The sequence below is a fragment of the Streptomyces sp. NPDC001339 genome (assembly GCF_042895955.1).
GTDB lineage: Bacteria > Actinomycetota > Actinomycetes > Streptomycetales > Streptomycetaceae > Streptomyces.
Genome location: NZ_JBIAWT010000005.1, coordinates 352767 through 370597, shown reverse-complemented (window position 1 = coordinate 370597; position 17831 = coordinate 352767). Strand labels below are relative to the sequence as shown.

The window sequence follows — 17831 nt, the reverse complement described above, 5'->3', positions numbered from 1 at the left end:
CCGCAAGTCCTCCCACACCCGATGGAATTCAATGGCGCGCAACAACATCTTCCGCACCAAGTCAGTCGAGCAGTCGATCGCCGATACTGACGAACCGCGGACCAAGCTACGCAAAGTCCTCACGGCCTGGGACCTGACGGTCTTCGGGGTCGCGGTCGTCATCGGGACCGGCGTGTTCACGCTCGCCGCCAGTACCGCCGGCAACATGGCCGGCCCCGCGGTGTCGGTGTCCTATCTGCTCGCCGCCGCGGCCTGCGGGCTGGCCGCCCTGTGCTACGCGGAGTTCGCTTCGACCGTTCCGGTCGCGGGCAGCGCCTACACGTTCTCCTATGTCGCCTTCGGGGAATCCATCGCGTGGATCCTGGGCTGGGACCTCATCCTGGAGTTCGCGCTGGCGGCCGCGGTGGTCTCCAAGGGCTGGTCGACGTATCTCGCGCAGTCCGTCGAACTCGTCACCGGCTCCCACCTGCCCACGACCGTCAGCATCGGCGGCGTGGCGGTCGACTGGCCGGCGGTCCTGCTCGTCGCCGTACTGACCACCATGCTGGCGCTCGGCACGAAGCTCTCCTCCCGGGTCAACCAGGTCATCACCGCCATCAAGATCGCGGTGGTGCTGCTGGTCATCGTGGTCGGCATCTCCTATATCGACCCGGCCAACTACTCCCCCTTCATTCCGCCGTCCGCCGCCCCCGACGCCGGGAACAGCGGACACAACCAGTCGCTCTTCTCCCTGGTGTTCGGCGGCCAGACCAGCACCTACGGAGTCTTCGGCGTGCTGGCTGCCGGTTCCCTGCTGTGCTTCGCGTTCATCGGCTTCGACATGGTCGCCACCGCCGCCGAGGAGACCCGCAACCCCAAGCGGGACATGCCCCGGGGGATCCTGGGTGCGCTCGCGATCGTCACCGTGCTCTACATCGCGGTCTCCCTCGTGGTCACGGGTATGCGTCCGTACACGGCGCTGAAGTCCAAGCCCGACGGCACCAAGGCCACCATGGCCACCGCGTTCGCCGACCTCGGCGTCGACTGGGCGGCCACGGTCATCTCGATCGGCGCGCTCGTCGGCCTGACGACCGTCAGCATCGTGACGCTGATGGGCCAGACCCGGGTGCTCTTCGCGATGTCCCGCGACGGGCTCATCCCGCGGCAGCTCGCGGTGACCAGCTCCAGGGGCACGCCCGTCCGGGCCACCGTCCTGGTGGGCGTCGTGGTGGCCGCGGTCGCCGGCCTCTCCCCCGCCGACAAGCTGGAGGAGATGGTGAACATCGGCACCCTGTCGGCGTTCGTCCTGGTGTCCATCGGGGTCATCGTGCTGCGCAGAACCCGGCCGAACCTGCCCCGCGGCTTCCGCACCCCGCTGGTGCCGCTGATCCCCGTCCTCGCCTCGCTGGCCTGCCTGTGGCTGATGTTCAACCTGAGCGTGCTGACCTGGCTGCGCTTCCTGGTCTGGATGGTCATCGGCGTGGTGATCTATTTCGCCTACGGCATCCGCCACTCCGTCCTCGGCAAACGGCAGCGTGCGGCCGAGGGGGCCGGGGGCGCCGATGGCGCCGAGGCCCCGGCGGAGGCGACGGACACGCCGTCCCCGGACGCGCCGGTGCGCGGCTGACCCCGGACACGCCGGCGGGAGGTCCGGTCACGTCACCACGGAGACGGATCTCCCCCGGCGGCGCTCCCCGCCCTGCCGCCTTCCCCCTTCAACTTCCTGACAGGAGTACTGACTTGATCGCCACGTACACCATCCAGCAGTGGCTCTTCGCCGAAGCGCGCGGCCGCTACGACATCGACCTCGCCGAGAGCGGTGTGCAGTTCCAGCGCCTGGGCGACCTCACGCTCGACCCCGAATGGGAGCTGGACTACAGCATCGACCAGGGTCAGCCGGAGCTCCGGGAGGCCGTGGCCCGTCTGTACCAGCGGCCCGGGTCCGATGAGGACGGCATGGTGATCACCCATGGCGCGCAGGAAGCCCTCTACCTGCTCTACCGCAGCCTGCTGTCCGCCGGTGACCATGTGGTGACCACCAGCCCGGGGTGGCAGCAGTCGTGGGAGGTGCCCGCGCACATCGGGTGCGAGGTGTCCGTCCTCCCGCTGACGCCGGGCGAGCCCTTCGACGCCGAGGCCCTGGCGCGGCTGATCACTCCGCGGACGAAGCTGCTGGTGCTGAACAGCCCGGGTAACCCTTCCGGTTACCGCTTCACCGAACAGGACTGGAAGGTCCTCCTCGATGTCGCCCGCGCGCACGACCTGACCGTGGTCAACGACGAGGAGTACCTGCTGGACTTCGCCGAGTCCATCGTCCACCGCTACCCCAAGGCACTGTCCGTTTCGGGGCTTTCCAAGGTGTACGGGCTGCCGGCGCTGCGTATCGGATGGGCCATCGGCACGCCGGACATCATCGCGGCGATGGTCAACTACAAGCGGTACACCACCGTCTCGAACTCCTGGGTCTGGGAACGCGTCGCGGCGGACGTACTCAACGACCGTGACCGGCATGTGCGGCGGTACCGCGAGTTCGTCGACGGCGGCATCGGCCGGCTGACCCGGTTCGCGGACGAGCACGCCGCGCAGGTGCGCCTCGTGCACCCGGCCGGCACGCCCTTCGCCTGGTTCAACCTCCGTACGGCGGCCGCCTCTCAGGAGATCGCGGAGCGGCTGCTGGACGAGGAGCGCGTCCTGGTCATGCCCGCCGAGGTCTTCGGCTCCGAGGCGGGTCTGAGGATCAGTTACGCCCGTCCGGCCGAGGTTCTCGATGAGGGACTCAACCGCCTGGGCAGGCTGCTCACCGGCCTGCCGACCGCACACTGACACCGCTCATTTGCGGGGCTTTTACGCGCAACCCGGCACACGCCAACTCCGCGCCACGAATTTGCCATTCGGTCGCCAAGGCTATTGACGGAGATCATCTTCGCCTGGTGAACTGAAGCCGCGGAAACGGGAAATGCACTTCTCGCCGCCAGTCGCAGTACCGCAGTTACCGCCATCAATGAATGCCCTGCAGCCCGTCGGCGGCCGCAGATTATGAGAGATGAGCAATGACACAGCGTACCGATTTCTCCCTCAGTGAAGTAGAGCTCAAGCAGTTCCACCAGGACGGCTTCATCGGCCCGTTCGATCTGTACGAGAAGGACGAGATGGAGGCCAACCTCCAGGCTCTCCGTCCCAAGCTGCTGAACACCAAGAAGGCCATCTACAGCCAGGACAAGGCGGTGTCCGGCAACACCAACCTGGCCAACTACGACCGGCATCTGGACGTCGACTTCCTGGCGGAGCACATCACCCGCCCGGAGATCGTGGACCGGGTTTCCAGCATCCTGGGCCCGGACACCATGTGCTGGCGTTCCGAGTTCTTCCCGAAGTACCCGGGCGACGAGGGCACCGACTGGCACCAGGCCGACAACTTCTCCAATGTCGCCGGCTCGAAGTACCCGCAGATCCTGTGGCCCGAGGACGCGGAGTTCGGCGGCACCATCACCGTGTGGACCGCGTTCACCGAGGCGAGCATCGAGAACGGCTGCCTGCAGTTCATCCCCGGCACCCACACCTCCATGAACTACGACGAGTCGAAGGTCATGGAGTACAACGAGGGCGCCATCAACAGCGTGGAGAAGGACGGCGTCAAGCGCGGTTTCTTCGGTTACGACTACCGCCAGCTGCAGAAGGACCCCAACTGGTCGCCCGACGAGTCCAAGGCGGTCTCGCAGGTCATGCGGCAGGGCCAGTTCATCATCTTCTGGTCGACGCTGATGCACGCCTCGCACCCGCACAGCGGCCTCACCGACCAGATGCGCCTCGGCTTCGCCGGCCGCTACCTGCCCACCCAGGTCCAGGTCTACCCGTACTCCGAGGGTCTCGAGGAGTTCGGCGGCAAGGCCAGCCTGGACAAGTTCGGCAACGTGCTGACCTCCGGCAAGAACGCGTACAGCCACAACCGTTTCGTCGACAGCACCGTGAACGGGTTCCGTTTCCCGGTCCGCCAGAAGGGCTGAATTCAGTGAGCACGATGGAGACGCAGGAAGACGTCGAGCGCTGGGTGCTCGCCGTGTGCCAGGAGATCGGTCTGCGCGCCGAGAACACGGACGCGGACTTCTTCGAGGCCGGCGGCAACTCCCTGTCCGCGATGCGGATCATCTCCCAGGCCGAGGAGAAGTACGGCGAGGACGCGCTCCCGCCGGACGACCTGTTCGCCCGGAGCCGCATCAGCGACATCGCGAAGTCGATTCTCACCAACGTGGGTTCGGCCGGCACCCCGGCCCAGGGCTAGGTCCACGCGATGCAGCCTGACGACGACAAGTGGGTCATCACCATCAAGCAGGCCGTCAAGCGGCCGAGTATCAGTCTGATCTGTTTTCCCTACGCTGGAGGCAGCCCCGATCTCTTCAGGGCGTGGTCGGATGGCTTAAGTGACGATGTACAGCTTCTCGCCGTCAGGCTGCCCGGCCGGGGAAACCGCATCAAGGAAACCCCGTACCAGGACTGGGACGTCCTGTGCCAGGACACTCTGGACGCACTGGCGGACCACCTCGCCGGTCCCCACGCCTTCTTCGGCCACAGCTTCGGAGCGCGCCTATCGTATGAACTGGCCAAGCTGACCGCCGAGAAATTCCCCGGTATGACCCGCCGGCTCTTCCTCTCCAGTTCCCGGAGCCCGGATCACCCGCAACGCCGGCCCTATATGCATGAGATGTCCGAGAGCGGATTCGTCGAAGCCCTGCGCGAGATGGGCGGAACTCCCGCGGAAATCCTGGACAACAAGGTCATGATGCGGTTCTTCCTGCCGAGCATCCACGCCGAGATCCGGCTCGCGGAGCTCTGGCACGACCGCCACGAGAACCCTCTGGATATCCCCGTCACCGCCATGTACGGGCGTACCGATCCGATCGACGATTACGCCAGCATGATCGGCTGGAAGCAGTTCACCCGGCAGGAAGGCGAACTGCTGGAAATTCCCGGCGGACATTTCTTCCTGGAGACGCACCGCCCGCAGGTGCTGGACATCATCAACGCACGCTTGCAGGGGGCCGCCCGACCATGCTGACGTACGACGAAGCGGCGCTCGCAGCGCACCGGGAACTCAACGGCACCACGGCGCCGTTCCCGGACGACCAGAGCGTCAAGGAGCTCTTCGAGAGCTGCGCCGCCCGGCGCGCCCAGGCCACCGCGCTCATCCACCGTGACACGCAGGTCAGTTACGCCGAGCTGAACCGCCTGGCGAACTGCCTCGCCGACCGGCTGCGCCAGGACGGCCTGCGCCCGGGAGAGACGGTCGGGGTCTGCCTGGGCCGGTCGGTGGAGCTGGTCGTCGCCCTGCTCGCGGTGGTCAAGTGCGGTGCCGCGTACCTGCCGTTCGACGCGTCCTGGCCCGATGAGCGGGTGCTCGGCCTGCTGGAGAGCGCCGGGTGCGCGCGGGTGCTGACCGGGCCGGGCGGCGCTCTCGCCGAGCGCCTCCCCCACTGCCGGGTGACGGCGGTGGAGACGGAGGCACTGACCGGCGACCCCGGCGACCCCGATGTCCGCCCCTCGCCCGACGACCTCGCGTACATCAACTTCACCTCGGGCTCCACGGGCCGCCCCAAGGGCGTGCCGATCCACCACCGCGGTATCGCCCGCCTGGTGTTCGGGGCCCGTTACGCACGGCTGGGCGAGGACACGACGCTCCTCCAGCTCGCGCCGGTCTCCTTCGACGCGGCGACCTTCGAGATCTGGGGCGCGCTGCTGACCGGCGGCACATGTGTGCTGTACCCCTCCGCGTTCGTGCGCTTCTCGGAGTTCAAGCGCGTGGTGGACACCCATGGGGTCAGCACCGTCTTCCTGACCACGGCGCTGTTCAACACGATCGTGGACGAGGCTCCGGAGATGCTGGAGAACGTACGGACCATCCTCACCGGCGGCGAGGCGCACTCGCTCTCGCACATCGGCAAGGCCCTCGCCGCGTACGGCCCGGACCGGCTGGTGAGCGTCTACGGGCCGACCGAGTGCACCACGTTCGCCACCTACTACCCGGTGCGCGCCCTCGGGCCGGAGGAGTCGAGCCTGCCCATCGGACGGCCGATCCAGAACACCCGCGCCTACGTCGTGCACGACGGCCGGCTCTGCGGCCCCGGCGAGACCGGGGAGGTCCTGCTGGCCGGCCCCGGACTCTCCCCGGGTTACCTGGGGATGCCGGAGGTCACGGCGGCCCAGTTCGTCGAGCACGAGATCGACGGTGTCCAGGAGCGGCTCTACCGGACCGGCGACCGCGCCTATCTCTCGGCGGACGGGAACCTCGTCTTCCAGGGCCGGCTGGACGACCAGGTCAAGATCAACGGTTTCCGCATCGAACTGGGCGAGGTCGCCTACCACATCGGCCTCCACCCGGACGTCAAGCAGAGCCATGTCACCGTCGCCCCGCATCCGGCCGGCGGCAAGGAGCTGCTGGCCTTCGTGGTGCCCGCCACCGAGCACTGCACACCGGAATCGGTCCGGCAGCACCTGAGCCGCAGCCTTCCCGCCTACATGGTCCCTTCCGGCATCCACCTGCGCGAGAGCCTTCCGCTCTCGGGCACCGGCAAGGTGAACCGCCAGGCCCTGCTCGCCACCCTCTGACACCGCGCACACGGAAACGGAAGGAACCACGCCATGACCATCAGCAAGCGTGCCCGGCAGTTCCAGGAGACGCTGCGGGAACGCGGCCTCGACCTGACCGTCGTCGAACTGCCGGACTCCACCCGCACCGCCGACGACGCGGCGCGTGCGCTGGGCTGCGAGAAGGGGCAGATCGTCAAGTCGCTGGTCTTCCGGGACACCGCGACCGGCGCCCCGGTGATGGTCCTCGCCAGCGGCACCAACCGCGTGGACGAGAAGGCCGTCGCCCAGCAGCTCGGCAGCACGGTCGGCAAGGCCGACGCCGACTTCGTCAAGCGGGTCACGGGGTACTCCATCGGCGGTGTCCCGCCCCTGGGGCACAAGGAGGAGCTGACCCTCCTCGTCGACCAGGACCTGCTGGACTTCGACGAGACCTGGGCGGCGGCCGGCACCCCGCACGCGGTCTTCAAGATCCCCGGCAAGATCACCGCGATTCTCCCCGAGCACCAGGTGGTAGCCGTCAAATGAGCACGACGACGGGGGGCCGCACGCCCCTGCCCCATCTCACCGGTGAACACGACGACTTCCGGACCCGGGTGCAGGAGCAGCTGGCCGAAGCGGTACGTCCGCACGCCGACTCCTGGGAGCGGCAGGGACACATCGGCGACGACGGCTGGCGCGCCCTCGGTGCGCACGGACTGCTCGGGCTCGCCCACGACGGGCCCGGCTTCCTGGACAGCGCGATCCTCCTGGAGGAGCTGGGGCGCACCGGGTACGCGGGCGTGCGGGCCGCCGTCGGCGTCCACGCCTATATGGCCACGTCCTACCTGCGGATGTTCGGCACCGAGCAGCAGCGGACCACGCTGCTGCCGGCGGTCGCCCAGGGCGACCGGATCGCCGCGCTCGCCATCAGCGAGGACGGCGCCGGCACCGACCTGCGGCACCTGAGCACCCGGGCCGAGGTGCTCGGCGAGGACGGCTACCGCGTCAGCGGCCAGAAGTGCTACGTGGCCAACGGCTCCCGGGCCGGCTTCTACATCACCCTGGTCAAGACCCGCGAGACCACGGGCGACCGCGGTCTGAGCGGGGTCAGCCTGCTGGCCATCGACGCCGACGCACCGGGGGTCACGCACACCCCGCAGCCGATGACGGGCTGGCGCAGCGCCGATGTCTGCCGCGTCGACTTCGACGGCGTCCTGGTGCCGGCCGACCGGCTCGTCGGCCGCCGCGACTTCGCCCTGATGCACCTGATGAAGGGCCTGGACTTCGAGCGGCTGGTCGCCGGCCTGCTCGCCGTCGGCGGCGTCGGATACTGCCTGGACCTGCTGAACCGCTTCGTGCGCGAGCACCAGATCAAGGACGTACCGCTCGCCGCCCACCAGGCGGTCCGGCACAGGGTCGCCGAGCTGAACAGCGACTTCGAACTGCTGCGGACCTACGCCTACCACGCCGCCTGGCTCCACAGCCGCGGCCGGCTCGACACGCGTACCGCCTCGGTGCTGAAGCTCAGGGCGACGGAGCTCGCCGTGACGGCGGCCCAGGCCTGCGTCCAGTACCACGGCGCCAGGGGGTACCTGGACGACGCGGCCGCCGCACGCCTCTACCGCGACGCGATGGCGGGCACCATCGCCGCGGGCGCGAGTGAGCTGCTGCGCGACATGATCTTCGAAGCCCACTGATGCAAAACCCACTGATATGGCACAGAAACTGACCGGGGGCGGACCGAAATGACACACGAGCTGACCGTCGAACGGCCGGCCGGTACCGCGGACTCCGCCCGGCCGGTGTCCCGCCGACGCGTGTGGACCGCCGCCGGGGTGACGGTGATCCTGCCAGCCATCGTGATCTGCTGCGCCGTCCTGTGGGTGTGGGGAACCGGTCCGGCCGGCGCCCCCGGTTCCGGGACGGGGCACCGGCTGGACGCCACCGGCCACTTCTTCCTGGCCGCCGCCGTCGTCCTCGCCGCGGCGATGGTGGGCGGGGCATGCGCCCAGCGCCTGGGCCAGCCCCGGGTGATAGGGGAGATCTGTGCCGGTCTCGCCCTGGGTCCCTCCCTGCTCGGCAGCCTGGCCCCCGAGGCCACCGCGTGGCTGTTCCCCGGTCCGTCGGTACGCCTGATGGACGGCCTGTCCCAACTCGGGCTGGCGCTCTTCATGTTCGGCGTCGGGCAGGAGCTGGCCGGGATGCGGCTGCGGGGCACCATGAGCCGCACCGTCCTCGTGAGTCTGGCGTCCGTGCTCGTCCCCTTCGGGCTGGGCACCGCGGTGGCCCTGCCGATGGCCGGTGCGTTCACCGGCACCGCGGGGAACGAGCTGGCCTTCGTCCTCTTCGTGGGCTGCGCGATGAGCATCACGGCCTTCCCCGTACTCGCCCGGATCCTCACCGACCTGGGCCTGACGCGTACCCAGCCGGGCCAGCTCTCCCTGATCGTGGCCGCGATCGGGGACGGCGGGAGCTGGCTGGTGGTCGCGGCCATCGTCACCTGCGCCCAGGGGCAAGGGGCGAACGGCCTGCTGGTGAACGGCCTGGGGGCCGCGCTGACCGCGGTGTTCTTCCTGTGGCCGCTGCGGCGCGGGCTCGCCAAGTGGCTTCCGGACGCGGAGGACGGGCGGGGCGCCCTCGGCGTCACCGTCCTGCTGGTCGCCGGGGTCGCCGCCTCCTCGACGCTCACCGCGGCCCTCGGCATCCACCAGCTGATCGGGGCCCTGCTGTTCGGACTCGCCTGGCCGGTCCGCGGCCAGGGCGCCGCCATCGCCGACCGCGTGACCGGCATCGCGAAGACCGTGCTGCTGCCGTTCTTCTTCTTCGGTTTCGGCCTGGCCACCGACCTGACCAAGCTGCGTTGGGACGCCACCACGGCGGCGGTGTGCGCCGGCCTGCTGCTGGTCGCCACCGTCGGCAAGATCGCCGGGCCGGGCCTGTGCGCCTGGCTGACGGGCATGGACCGGCGCCCCGCGCTGATCCTGGGCGTGCTGCTGAACGCCCGGGGCCTGACGGAGCTGGTCGTGATCCAGATCGGTTACCAGGCCGGCCTCATCGACGACGGCATGCGGGGCGTACTGACCCTGGTGGCCCTGGTCACCACGGTGATGACCAGCCCCCTGCTCCGTCTGCTCGGCTGTCACCCGTCACGGCAACTCCCCGCCGACGTCACGGAACCGGACGCACCCGAGAAGAACGCACCCGAGAAGAGGGACGAGAAGAAAGACCTGACCGCTTCGACCGCAGGAGGTACGCGGTGAGCAGGAAGGTGGCCGTCATCGGCGGCGGTCCCGCCGCGGTGAGCACGTTTCTCCACCTCACCCGGGTACGCAACATCGCCTCCATCGGATAGCTAGCGAGGGGCCGCCCCGGTGTATCGGGGTGTGGAATCGCTTCTCGACGCTGCTCTCACCTCAACTGTCATACCACTCTGCACTGTTGACCGCAGCTAGATGCGTGCCGTGTGTATAGTGATTGTATGGCCGTGACCAGAAAGGTTCGCCGGTACTGCGGCGGTGTGTACGACTTGGGATTGCACGTGGTGTGGTGCCCGAAGTACCGCCGCCCGGTCCTCGGTGGTCCGGTCGCGGTCCGACTGCGTGAGCTGATCGAGCAGAAGGCCGCCGAGAAGGGCTGGGAGATCACCGCCCTTGAGGTGATGCCCGATCAGGTGCACCTGTTCGTCAAGCACGAGCCGAGCTCCTCCGCGTCATATGTGGCGCACCAGCTCAAGGGCTTCACCTCCCGCGTGCTGCGCGAGGAGTTCCCGCACTTGAAGTCGCGGATGCCCACGCTGTGGTCGTCCTCGTTCTTCGTCGCCTCCATCGGCGCGGTCAGCGCGGACACGATCGAGAAGTACGTCAATACCCAGTGGGAACGCCCTTGGGCGAAGAAGCAGAAGGAGGAGGCCGAGCGTGCACCGCGCGTATAAGTTCCTCCTCCGCCCCACCGTCCGTCAGGCCCAGGCGCTGGGCGAGATGCTGCGGGATCACTGCTCGCTGTACAACGGGGCCTTGCAGGAACGTCGCGATGCCTACCGGCACGTCTCCAAGACCACGGTCCGGTACGGGCAGCAGTCCGCACAGCTCAAGGACGTCCGGGCGTTCGACCCCGAGCGTCAAGGACGCTGGTCATTCAGCTCCCAGCAGGCAACGCTGCGCCGGTTGGACAAGGCGTTCGCCGCGTTCTTCCGGCGGGTGAAGGCTGGGGAGAAGCCGGGGTATCCCCGCTTCCGGGGTGTCAACTGGTTCGACACGGTGGACTTCCCCAAGGACGGGAACGGCTGCCGGTGGGACTCCACCCCGCACGACCCGGTGACCCGAGTCCGTCTGCAAGGTGTCGGGCATGTCCGCGTGCACAGGCACCGACCGGTGAAGGGACGGGTCAAGACTGTTTCCGTCAAGCGCGAAGGACGGCAGTGGTACGTGATCCTCGCGTGTGACGAGGTGCCCGCCGAACCGCTCCCCGCAACCGGAGCCGTGACCGGCATCGACATGGGCATAGCCCACTTCCTCACCACGTCTGAGGGCGAGCACATAGCCAACCCTCAGCACGGCAGGCGTAACGCCGAAGCTCTCGCGAAGGCGCAACGGGCGCTCAAGGCGTTTCCGCGCCGGAAGCGGGAGAACCGCTCGGCAAAGCACCGCCGGGCGGTGGAGAAGGTCGCAAAGCTGCACCGCAAGGTACGGCGCCAGCGCACCGACCACGCGCACCGGACCGCGCTTGCGATGGTCCGCACCTACGACGTGATCGCACACGAGCGCCTGAGCATCGCGAACATGGTCCGCGCCCCGAAGCCGAAGCCTGATCCCGAGAACGCGGGCGCGTTTCTTCCGAACGGTGCCGCAGCTAAGGCCGGACTGAACAAGAGTATCCACGATGCGGGTTGGGGGGTGTTCCTGGGCATCCTCGCGCAGAAGGCTGAAAGCGCCGCTCGTGTCGTGATCCCGGTGGACCCCCGCAACACCTCCCGCACTTGCCCCGCATGCGGGCACACGAGCGCGGAGAACCGCACCACCCAAGAGAAGTTCGAGTGCACCCAGTGCGGGCACACCGCCAACGCTGATCAGGCGGGTGCACTCAACGTTGCTATCAGGGCCGGGCTGGTCCTTCCCGACGTGGCCTGAGCCACCGACAGGAGAAGCCCTCCGGATCCATCCGGAGGGAGGAGTCACGACCTACCTCTCCGAGACCCTCTGGGGCGGCAGCGTCGACATCGCCAGTCTGGCGCTCACCGGGCTGCTGGTCGTCCTCGCCGGCGTCTCCGCGGCACCCCGGCGGGGCGGTGAGCGGGAGACGCACCAGCCACCCGAACTCCCGCTGGTTTCCGTGGGGAACTCGGTGGGGAACAAGGACACCTCCTGAAGGACATCTCTTGACCGTGACTCAGCGCATACGCTCGGCCGCACCCGCCACCGCCGTCACCGCGGGATTCCTCGCCGTCCTCATCGGCGTCACCAGCTCCGTGGCCATCGTCGCCGCCGCGGCACAGGCCGCGGGCGCCACCCACGCTCAGCTCACCTCGTGGATGATGGCCCTGGGCATCGGTATGGGAGTCACCTGCCTGGGCCTCTCGCTGCGTTACAAGGCACCGGTCATCACGGCGTGGTCCACACCCGGCGCCGCCCTGCTGGCAACCGGACTCAGCGGAGTGCCGATGGCACAGGCTGTCGGCGCCTTCCTCTTCTCGGCGGTCCTGGTCGTCCTCAGCGGCGTCACCGGCTGGTTCGCACGCATCATGGACCGGATCCCGGTGTCCCTGGCATCGGCGCTGCTGGCCGGGGTGCTCGTCCAGTTCGGCACGGGGCTGTTCACCAAGATGCAGGAGAGCCTGGTCGTGGTGCTGCCCATGTTCGCGGTCTACCTCCTCACCAAACGGTGGCTCCCCCGGTACGCCGTCATCGGCGCCCTGGCCGTCGGCGTGGCCATCACCGCGGCCCAGGGCTCCTTCACCACCAGCGGCCTGAACCTGGCCCTCGCCGAACCCGTATTCGTACGCCCCGAGTTCTCCTGGCAGGTCCTCGTGGGCGTGGGTCTGCCGCTGTACGTCGTCACCATGGCCTCGCAGAACCTCCCCGGTGTGGCCGTCCTGCGCAACGCCGGTTACCGCACCCCCATTTCGCCCCTCCTCACCTGGACCGGCATCGTCAACGCCCTCCTCGCCCCGTTCGGCTGCTTCGGGCTCAACCTGGCCGCCATCACGGCCGCGATCTGCACCGGCGAGGAAGCCCACCGCGACCCCCGCAAGCGCTATCTGGCCGGTGTCTGGGCAGGCCTGTTCTACCTGGTGGTCGGCCTCTTCGGCGGCGTCGTGGGCTGGTTGCTCAGCACTCTGCCCACCGCCCTCGTCATGGGCATCGCCGGCCTCGGCCTGCTCGGCACGATCGGCAGCTCGCTCAGCTCGGCACTGTCGGACGAGCGCACCCGTGAGGCCTCCGTCATCACCTTCCTGGCCACCGCCTCGGGAATGACGCTCTTCGGCATCGGCTCCACCTTCTGGGGCCTCCTCGCCGGCATCCTGGCCACGATCGTCCTCAACTGGCGCCGTCGGCCGGCCCCCACACCTCCTCACAAGGCACCCGAGGAACCCACAGGCCCTATGGGCCCCACGGGTTCCGCGGCTCCCACGGACACGAAGCGATCAAGCCATGACGAAGGCGTCCTCGTCCCCACGCCCCGTGCCGAGGGGTAGCAGCCCGACGACTTGACTCGGCCCGCCTTGCTCGCCGGCAAGCAAGGCGGGCCGAGTCATGTCCGAAAACCGCCGTACTTTTTCACGCACCGGTGGCGGAAAACCAGAAATGCGTTCCACCGATGGGAAGTCGGGGCTATGCCTTAAAGAATCAGGACCACGGCCTCGACCTCCGCGCTCTTGATAATCATGTGCGACGCCGTGTCGTATCGCAGGGTTCAAGCCCGTTGATTTCAAGCCGAGTTTCCCAGCATCGGCACTCGATATCCACGTAGGGAATACGTGTTGAAAACGTCACACTGGCACAGCGCCAACGGGGAATGTTTCTAGGCTGATGATCAAGATCGCGGCCGGATTCGCCTGCCGCGTGCAGCGCCGAAAGGCCCCAGGGGGTAACCGCGATGGTTTCGCATAGAGCGTCTTCACTGTTCTCACAGAGTGCCCCCGGCTCTCTCGCCTCCTTCACGGAGGAGATCCTGGGCTACCTCCCGCGTGCCGACCAACGGCGTTGGGCCCACGCCTATGTGAACGGCCTGTTGTCCACCCCGGGCAAGAAGACCGTCCGCCGCCTGGCCGCCTCGGTGTCCTCCTCCCCCACCGCCTGCCAGTCCCTGTACCAGTTGATCAACGTCAGCCCCTGGGACTGGCGCCCGGCCCGGCGGAACCTGACGCAGTGGGTGCTGCGGCGCGCCACGCCCCGGGCATGGACGGTCGGCCTGGCCGTGTTACCCAAGCGGGGGGACCGCTCCGTGGGGGTACACCGCCGCTTCGACCCGGCCTCGGGCCGGACGCTCAACTGCCAGATCGGGGTGGGCATCTTCATGGACACCGACGCCGGACCGACGCCGCTGGGCTGGCGGCTGCTGCTACCGGACGACTGGGCCGACGACCACGTCCTGCGGGCGCGGGCCCGTATACCGGAGTGCAACATCGGCCACTTCCCGCTGTCCGCCCAGGTGCTCGACCTCGTCCGCACCGTCCACCGCAAGGTGACCGCCAACCCCCTGCCGGTGGTCGCGGACCTGACCGGCTGTCCGGAAGTGAGCTCGCTGCTCCACGGGCTCAGCCGTTGCGGGGCCGACTTCGCCGTCGCCGTCCCGCCCACGCTGCCGGTCCTCCCGGGCGGCCCCCTGCACGCTCAGGGGCCCGGGCCCGCGGCGGGGATCCGGGCCGGAGCGCCACTCCCGGTCAAGCGGCTGCTGGGCCTGGGGGAGAGCGGCGGTACGGCGGCCGGTGCCGCGGGGCGGCCACGCCAGCCGCCGCTGCACTCCGCGCCGGTCCGGCTGCCGGATGCGAAGGGCGCGCAGGCGACCGCCGCGCCCCCGCGCACCTACCGGGCATTCCTGGAACGGGTGCCGGCCGGCTGCCCGGAGGAGCCGGTGTGGGTGACGAACATGGTGCACGAGCGTGCCCAGGCGCTGCTGGCCCTGACCGGCCTGCATCACCGCGCCTCGGCCACCGTGCGCACGCTGCAGGAGGAGTTCGGCCTCCGCGACTTCGAGGGGCGCTCCTACCCCGGCTGGCACCACCACATGACGCTGGTCTCGGCCGCGTACGGCTACAGCCTGCTGGCCGCCAGAGCCCGTGGCCGGGGCCGGGAGCCGTACGCGCACTCCGGGATGGCCAGGCCGGAACCGGCCTGAGGACCGGGCCCCGGGACCAGGGCGGCCCGACCCGGGGCCAGGGCGGCCCTCCCCGGGTCCCAGCCGGATCAGACGATGTCGAGGCCCCGCAGGAACCACCCCTCCAGCGCGCGGATGCGGGCCTCGCACTGCGCGCGGTCGGCACCGGCGACGACGAAGGCGGCCAGGAAGTCACCGGAGTGCCAGGCCTCCTCCACCCGGTCCCCGGGCCGGGCGAAGAACTGGTGCTTGACCACGCCCTCCGGCATCCCGGCGGGGTCGGGCAGCCGCCGCACGGTACCCGGGCGCCGCATGAACAGCAGTTGTCCGCCGATACGGGAGGGCTCCTGCCCGGGTTCGTACGCGACGGGCAGCCCGAGCTGACGGCGGACCGGCGGCGCGGCCGGGTCGAAGCCGAACATGGCGCGGTGCACATCCCGCACGCCCGCGCCGCCCGCGCGGCAGGCGGCCTCGCACAGCACCAGCTCACCGTCCGGGGTGAGGAAGACCTCGATGTGGAAGGCGAAGTGCTCGGGCCCGCCGAACGCCTTCAGCAGCCGCTCACCGAAGTCGGTGAGGCGGTGCCGCAGCGGGTCCGCGGCGTCGAGCGCGATGTCCATACGCCCGGAGCGGTCCCGGTAGTCGGCCAGGACGTAGGTGTACCGCGAGGGCCACATCGTGACGATCCGCCCGTCCAGCACCACGCCGTCGAGGTGGCACATGGCGCCCTCGACGTACGCCTCGGCGAGCCAGAGCGCCTCCCCGTCCGGCCCGGTGAGCCCGGGCCCCCGGTCGAGCCAGCCGGTGAGCTCGGCCTCCGTCCGCAGGACGGCCAGGTCGATCGAACCGGCCCCGCGCCGGGGCTTGACCACCACCGGCAGCCCGTGGGCCGCGGTGAAGTCCGTGAGGTCTTCCGGGGTGTGCAGCAGCGTGTGCGCGGCGACGGGGAGGCCGGCGCGGACGGCGGCCCGTTTCATCTCCCACTTGTCGCGGTAGGCCAGCACCTCCTCGGGGACCGGCCCCGGCAGACCGAAGCGCTGTCGCAGCCGTGCCGCCCGCTCCAGGTCGTTCTCCTGGCAGGCGACGATGTCGCGCACCCCGAACTCCCGGACCAGCTCGGCGGCCCGCTCCTCCACGCGCGGGCTGGTGTCGTAGGAGGACAGCGACTCGGCGTGGATGAAGGGCGGCGCGGCGGGCAGCTCCTCGCCGTGGACGGCCAGTTGCTCCGCGGAGGCCAGGACGACGAAGTCGGAACCGTAGTCCTCCAGCCAGCGCTCGTAGGGGTTGGCGCGGAAGGAGCCACGGTGCAGGATCAGCGCGGTCACGGGGCGATGTCCTCGTTCCAGAGGCTGACGTAGCGCTCGCCGGTATCCGGCAGGACGGTCACGATCGTCCGCCCCGCGTACTGGGGCATGCGGGCCAGCCGGGCGGCACCGTGGACCGCGGCGCCCGAGGAGACCCCGACGAACAGTCCCTGCCGGGCGGCCAGGGACTTGGCGGCCTCCACGGCGTCCTCGTCGCTACAGGTGAAGACGTGATCGATCAGTGTGCGGTCGGTGGTGGGGGCCACGAACCCGCCGTTCAGGCCGGGGATGCGGTGCAGGCCGCCGTAGCCCCGGGAGAGAACGGGCGAGGACTCCGGTTCGACGGCCACCACCTCCAGAGCGGGGCGGTGCTCCTTGAGGTAGCGGGCGGCGCCGGTGAGGGTGCCGCCGGTGCCGACGCCGGCGACCAGGACGTCCACCGTCCCGGCCGTGTCGGCCCAGATCTCCGGGCCCGTCGTCTCGTAGTGGGCCAGCACGTTGTCATCGTTCTCATGCTGGCGGGCGTACCACGAGCCGGGCGTACGGGAGTTGATCTCCTCGGCCCGGTCGATGGCGCCCTGGAAGCCGTCCTCGTGGGGCGTCTGCACGACCTCGGCGCCCAGCGCGCGCAGCAGCCCGATCCGCTCGGGCGTCGCGCTGTCGGGCAGGACGACGACGCAGCGGTAGCCGCGGGCGGCCGCGAGGGCGGCGAGCGCGATACCGGTGTTGCCGGAGGTGGACTCCACGACCGTGCCGCCGGGGGCGAGTTCACCGCGTGCCTCCGCGCCCCGCAGCATGTGCCGGGCCGAGCGGTCCTTGCTGCTGGAGAAGGGGTTGGCCGTCTCCAGCTTGGCCAGCACCTGCACGCTGGGGTGGGCGCCCTCCAAGTGCAGCCGCACGAGCGGCGTATTGCCGATCAGGTCCTCTATACCGTCCGCGATCCGGCACTCGCCGGTACGAGCAGCCATGAGTGAACTCCTGTCAGATGTCCGCGTCCTGCGTGACGCACGGGTGGGATGGAGGGCGCGAGGCTCCTCCGCGGGGCGGCTCGGCGGGGCGGGATCACCACGAGCCGGCCGAGGCCAGCAGCCGTACGGGGTCGTTGGCCGGCCCGAGGGAGCCGTTCACGCTCTTGACCACGGACGCGGGCGCGTAGACCCGGCCGCCGGGCGGGATGTCCCTGGTCACCGTGGCCATCGAGCCGACCAGTGCGCCGTCGCCGATGGTCACCGGCCCCAGCACCGTCGCGTTGGCCCCCAGGACGACGCCGTTGCCGACGGCGGGGTGCCGCCGCTCGCCCGGGGCGCGGTGGTTGTCGTTCCACCAGCCGACGGCGCCGAGCGTGACCTGGTGGAAGATGGTCACATCGTCGCCGACCACCGCCGTCTCGCCGATGACGACCGACGAGCCGTGGTCGATGAAGACCCGGCGGCCGATCCGGGCGCCCGGGTGGATCTCCACGCCGGTGTGGCGGCGGGCCACGTAGGCGAGGACCCGCGCGCCCATGCGGTGACCGCGGCGGTGCAGGCGGTGGGCGACGCGGTGGGCCCACAGGGCGGGCAGCGCGGGGTGCAGGACGCCCTCGCGGCGGGTGCGGATGGACGGGTCCCGCTCGATGACCACATCGAGGTCCTCGCGCATGGTGCGCAGCAGTCCGGGGACGGTGGGCATGGC

17 protein-coding genes are annotated in these 17831 nt (G+C 69.7%); 14 read left to right on the top strand and 3 right to left on the bottom strand.

All coding sequences use genetic code 11. The features are described 5' to 3' along the window. Positions 1-31: 31 nt before the first annotated feature. The 14 genes from ACFY12_RS17005 to ACFY12_RS16940 all read left to right on the top strand — a co-directional run bounded on the left by ACFY12_RS17005 (position 32) and on the right by ACFY12_RS16940 (position 14874). A complete protein-coding gene (locus ACFY12_RS17005; RefSeq protein ID WP_390716560.1) occupies positions 32-1606 on the top strand; it encodes an amino acid permease in 1575 nt (524 codons plus the stop codon). Between the two features lie 113 nt (positions 1607-1719). Then, positions 1720-2802, top strand: coding sequence for a pyridoxal phosphate-dependent aminotransferase (locus ACFY12_RS17000; protein WP_390716559.1), 1083 nt, complete (start codon positions 1720-1722; stop codon positions 2800-2802). Positions 2803-3029: 227 nt separating this feature from the next. Beyond that, positions 3030-3983 (top strand): chlorinating enzyme, encoded by a 954-nt coding sequence (locus ACFY12_RS16995; RefSeq protein ID WP_390716558.1) that lies wholly within the window; start codon positions 3030-3032, stop codon positions 3981-3983. 14 nt (positions 3984-3997) lie between these two features. After that, a complete protein-coding gene (locus ACFY12_RS16990; RefSeq protein ID WP_390716557.1) occupies positions 3998-4258 on the top strand; it encodes an acyl carrier protein in 261 nt (86 codons plus the stop codon). 9 nt (positions 4259-4267) lie between these two features. Continuing rightward, positions 4268-5032 (top strand): thioesterase II family protein, encoded by a 765-nt coding sequence (locus tag ACFY12_RS16985; RefSeq protein WP_390716556.1) that lies wholly within the window; start codon positions 4268-4270, stop codon positions 5030-5032. Next, on the top strand, positions 5026-6579 hold the full coding sequence (locus ACFY12_RS16980) for an amino acid adenylation domain-containing protein (RefSeq protein WP_390716555.1): 1554 nt from the start codon (positions 5026-5028) through the stop codon (positions 6577-6579). The genes ACFY12_RS16985 and ACFY12_RS16980 overlap by 7 nt, the downstream gene beginning before the upstream one ends. Before the next feature lie 33 nt (positions 6580-6612). Further along, positions 6613-7086, top strand: a complete 474-nt coding sequence (locus tag ACFY12_RS16975; protein WP_390716554.1) for a YbaK/EbsC family protein — start codon at positions 6613-6615, stop codon at positions 7084-7086. Next, entirely contained in the window at positions 7083-8237 is a 1155-nt protein-coding gene (locus ACFY12_RS16970; protein ID WP_390716553.1) for an acyl-CoA dehydrogenase family protein, read from the top strand. The genes ACFY12_RS16975 and ACFY12_RS16970 overlap by 4 nt, the downstream gene beginning before the upstream one ends. A gap of 48 nt (positions 8238-8285) precedes the next feature. Next, a complete protein-coding gene (locus tag ACFY12_RS16965) occupies positions 8286-9800 on the top strand; it encodes a cation:proton antiporter (protein WP_390716552.1) in 1515 nt (504 codons plus the stop codon). A 218-nt stretch (positions 9801-10018) separates the two neighbouring features. After that, a complete protein-coding gene (gene tnpA / locus ACFY12_RS16960; protein WP_390716551.1) occupies positions 10019-10471 on the top strand; it encodes an IS200/IS605 family transposase in 453 nt (150 codons plus the stop codon). Continuing rightward, positions 10455-11666, top strand: a complete 1212-nt coding sequence (locus tag ACFY12_RS16955) for an RNA-guided endonuclease InsQ/TnpB family protein (RefSeq protein ID WP_390716550.1) — start codon at positions 10455-10457, stop codon at positions 11664-11666. The genes tnpA and ACFY12_RS16955 overlap by 17 nt, the downstream gene beginning before the upstream one ends. Next, positions 11626-11904, top strand: coding sequence for a hypothetical protein (locus tag ACFY12_RS16950; protein WP_390716549.1), 279 nt, complete (start codon positions 11626-11628; stop codon positions 11902-11904). Before ACFY12_RS16955 ends, ACFY12_RS16950 begins: the two co-directional genes overlap by 41 nt. 16 nt (positions 11905-11920) lie before the next feature. Continuing rightward, positions 11921-13231, top strand: coding sequence for a benzoate/H(+) symporter BenE family transporter (locus tag ACFY12_RS16945; protein ID WP_390716548.1), 1311 nt, complete (start codon positions 11921-11923; stop codon positions 13229-13231). A gap of 401 nt (positions 13232-13632) precedes the next feature. Then, positions 13633-14874 carry an IS701 family transposase gene (locus ACFY12_RS16940; RefSeq protein ID WP_390716547.1) on the top strand — a complete coding sequence of 414 codons (1242 nt, stop codon included), beginning with the start codon at positions 13633-13635 and terminating at the stop codon, positions 14872-14874. A gap of 68 nt (positions 14875-14942) precedes the next feature. Here ACFY12_RS16940 and ACFY12_RS16935 read toward each other — a convergent pair whose 3' ends face one another. The 3 genes from ACFY12_RS16935 to epsC form a co-directional block, all read right to left on the bottom strand. Further along, positions 14943-16178, bottom strand: coding sequence for a NikS protein (locus ACFY12_RS16935; protein WP_390716546.1), 1236 nt, complete (start codon positions 16176-16178; stop codon positions 14943-14945). Then, entirely contained in the window at positions 16175-17125 is a 951-nt protein-coding gene (locus ACFY12_RS16930; RefSeq protein ID WP_390716545.1) for a PLP-dependent cysteine synthase family protein, read from the bottom strand. Before ACFY12_RS16930 ends, ACFY12_RS16935 begins: the two co-directional genes overlap by 4 nt. A 94-nt stretch (positions 17126-17219) precedes the next feature. Beyond that, complete coding sequence (epsC, locus tag ACFY12_RS16925; RefSeq protein WP_390716544.1) at positions 17220-17828, bottom strand: serine O-acetyltransferase EpsC; 609 nt, start codon at positions 17826-17828, stop codon at positions 17220-17222. Positions 17829-17831 lie beyond the last annotated feature (3 nt).

Excerpts from the sequence above, each read along its gene's own strand:
- ACFY12_RS17005 (WP_390716560.1), top strand. The coding sequence starts at position 32 with ATGGCGCGCAACAACATCTTCCGCACCAAGTCAGTCGAGCAGTCGATC.
- ACFY12_RS16995 (WP_390716558.1), top strand. The coding sequence starts at position 3,030 with ATGACACAGCGTACCGATTTCTCCCTCAGTGAAGTAGAGCTCAAGCAG.
- ACFY12_RS16990 (WP_390716557.1), top strand. The coding sequence starts at position 3,998 with ATGGAGACGCAGGAAGACGTCGAGCGCTGGGTGCTCGCCGTGTGCCAG.
- ACFY12_RS16985 (WP_390716556.1), top strand. The coding sequence starts at position 4,268 with ATGCAGCCTGACGACGACAAGTGGGTCATCACCATCAAGCAGGCCGTC.
- ACFY12_RS16980 (WP_390716555.1), top strand. The coding sequence starts at position 5,026 with ATGCTGACGTACGACGAAGCGGCGCTCGCAGCGCACCGGGAACTCAAC.
- ACFY12_RS16975 (WP_390716554.1), top strand. The coding sequence starts at position 6,613 with ATGACCATCAGCAAGCGTGCCCGGCAGTTCCAGGAGACGCTGCGGGAA.
- ACFY12_RS16970 (WP_390716553.1), top strand. The coding sequence starts at position 7,083 with ATGAGCACGACGACGGGGGGCCGCACGCCCCTGCCCCATCTCACCGGT.
- ACFY12_RS16965 (WP_390716552.1), top strand. The coding sequence starts at position 8,286 with ATGACACACGAGCTGACCGTCGAACGGCCGGCCGGTACCGCGGACTCC.
- tnpA (WP_390716551.1), top strand. The coding sequence starts at position 10,019 with ATGGCCGTGACCAGAAAGGTTCGCCGGTACTGCGGCGGTGTGTACGAC.
- ACFY12_RS16940 (WP_390716547.1), top strand. The coding sequence starts at position 13,633 with ATGGTTTCGCATAGAGCGTCTTCACTGTTCTCACAGAGTGCCCCCGGC.
- ACFY12_RS16930 (WP_390716545.1), bottom strand. The coding sequence starts at position 17,125 with ATGGCTGCTCGTACCGGCGAGTGCCGGATCGCGGACGGTATAGAGGAC.
- epsC (WP_390716544.1), bottom strand. The coding sequence starts at position 17,828 with ATGCCCACCGTCCCCGGACTGCTGCGCACCATGCGCGAGGACCTCGAT.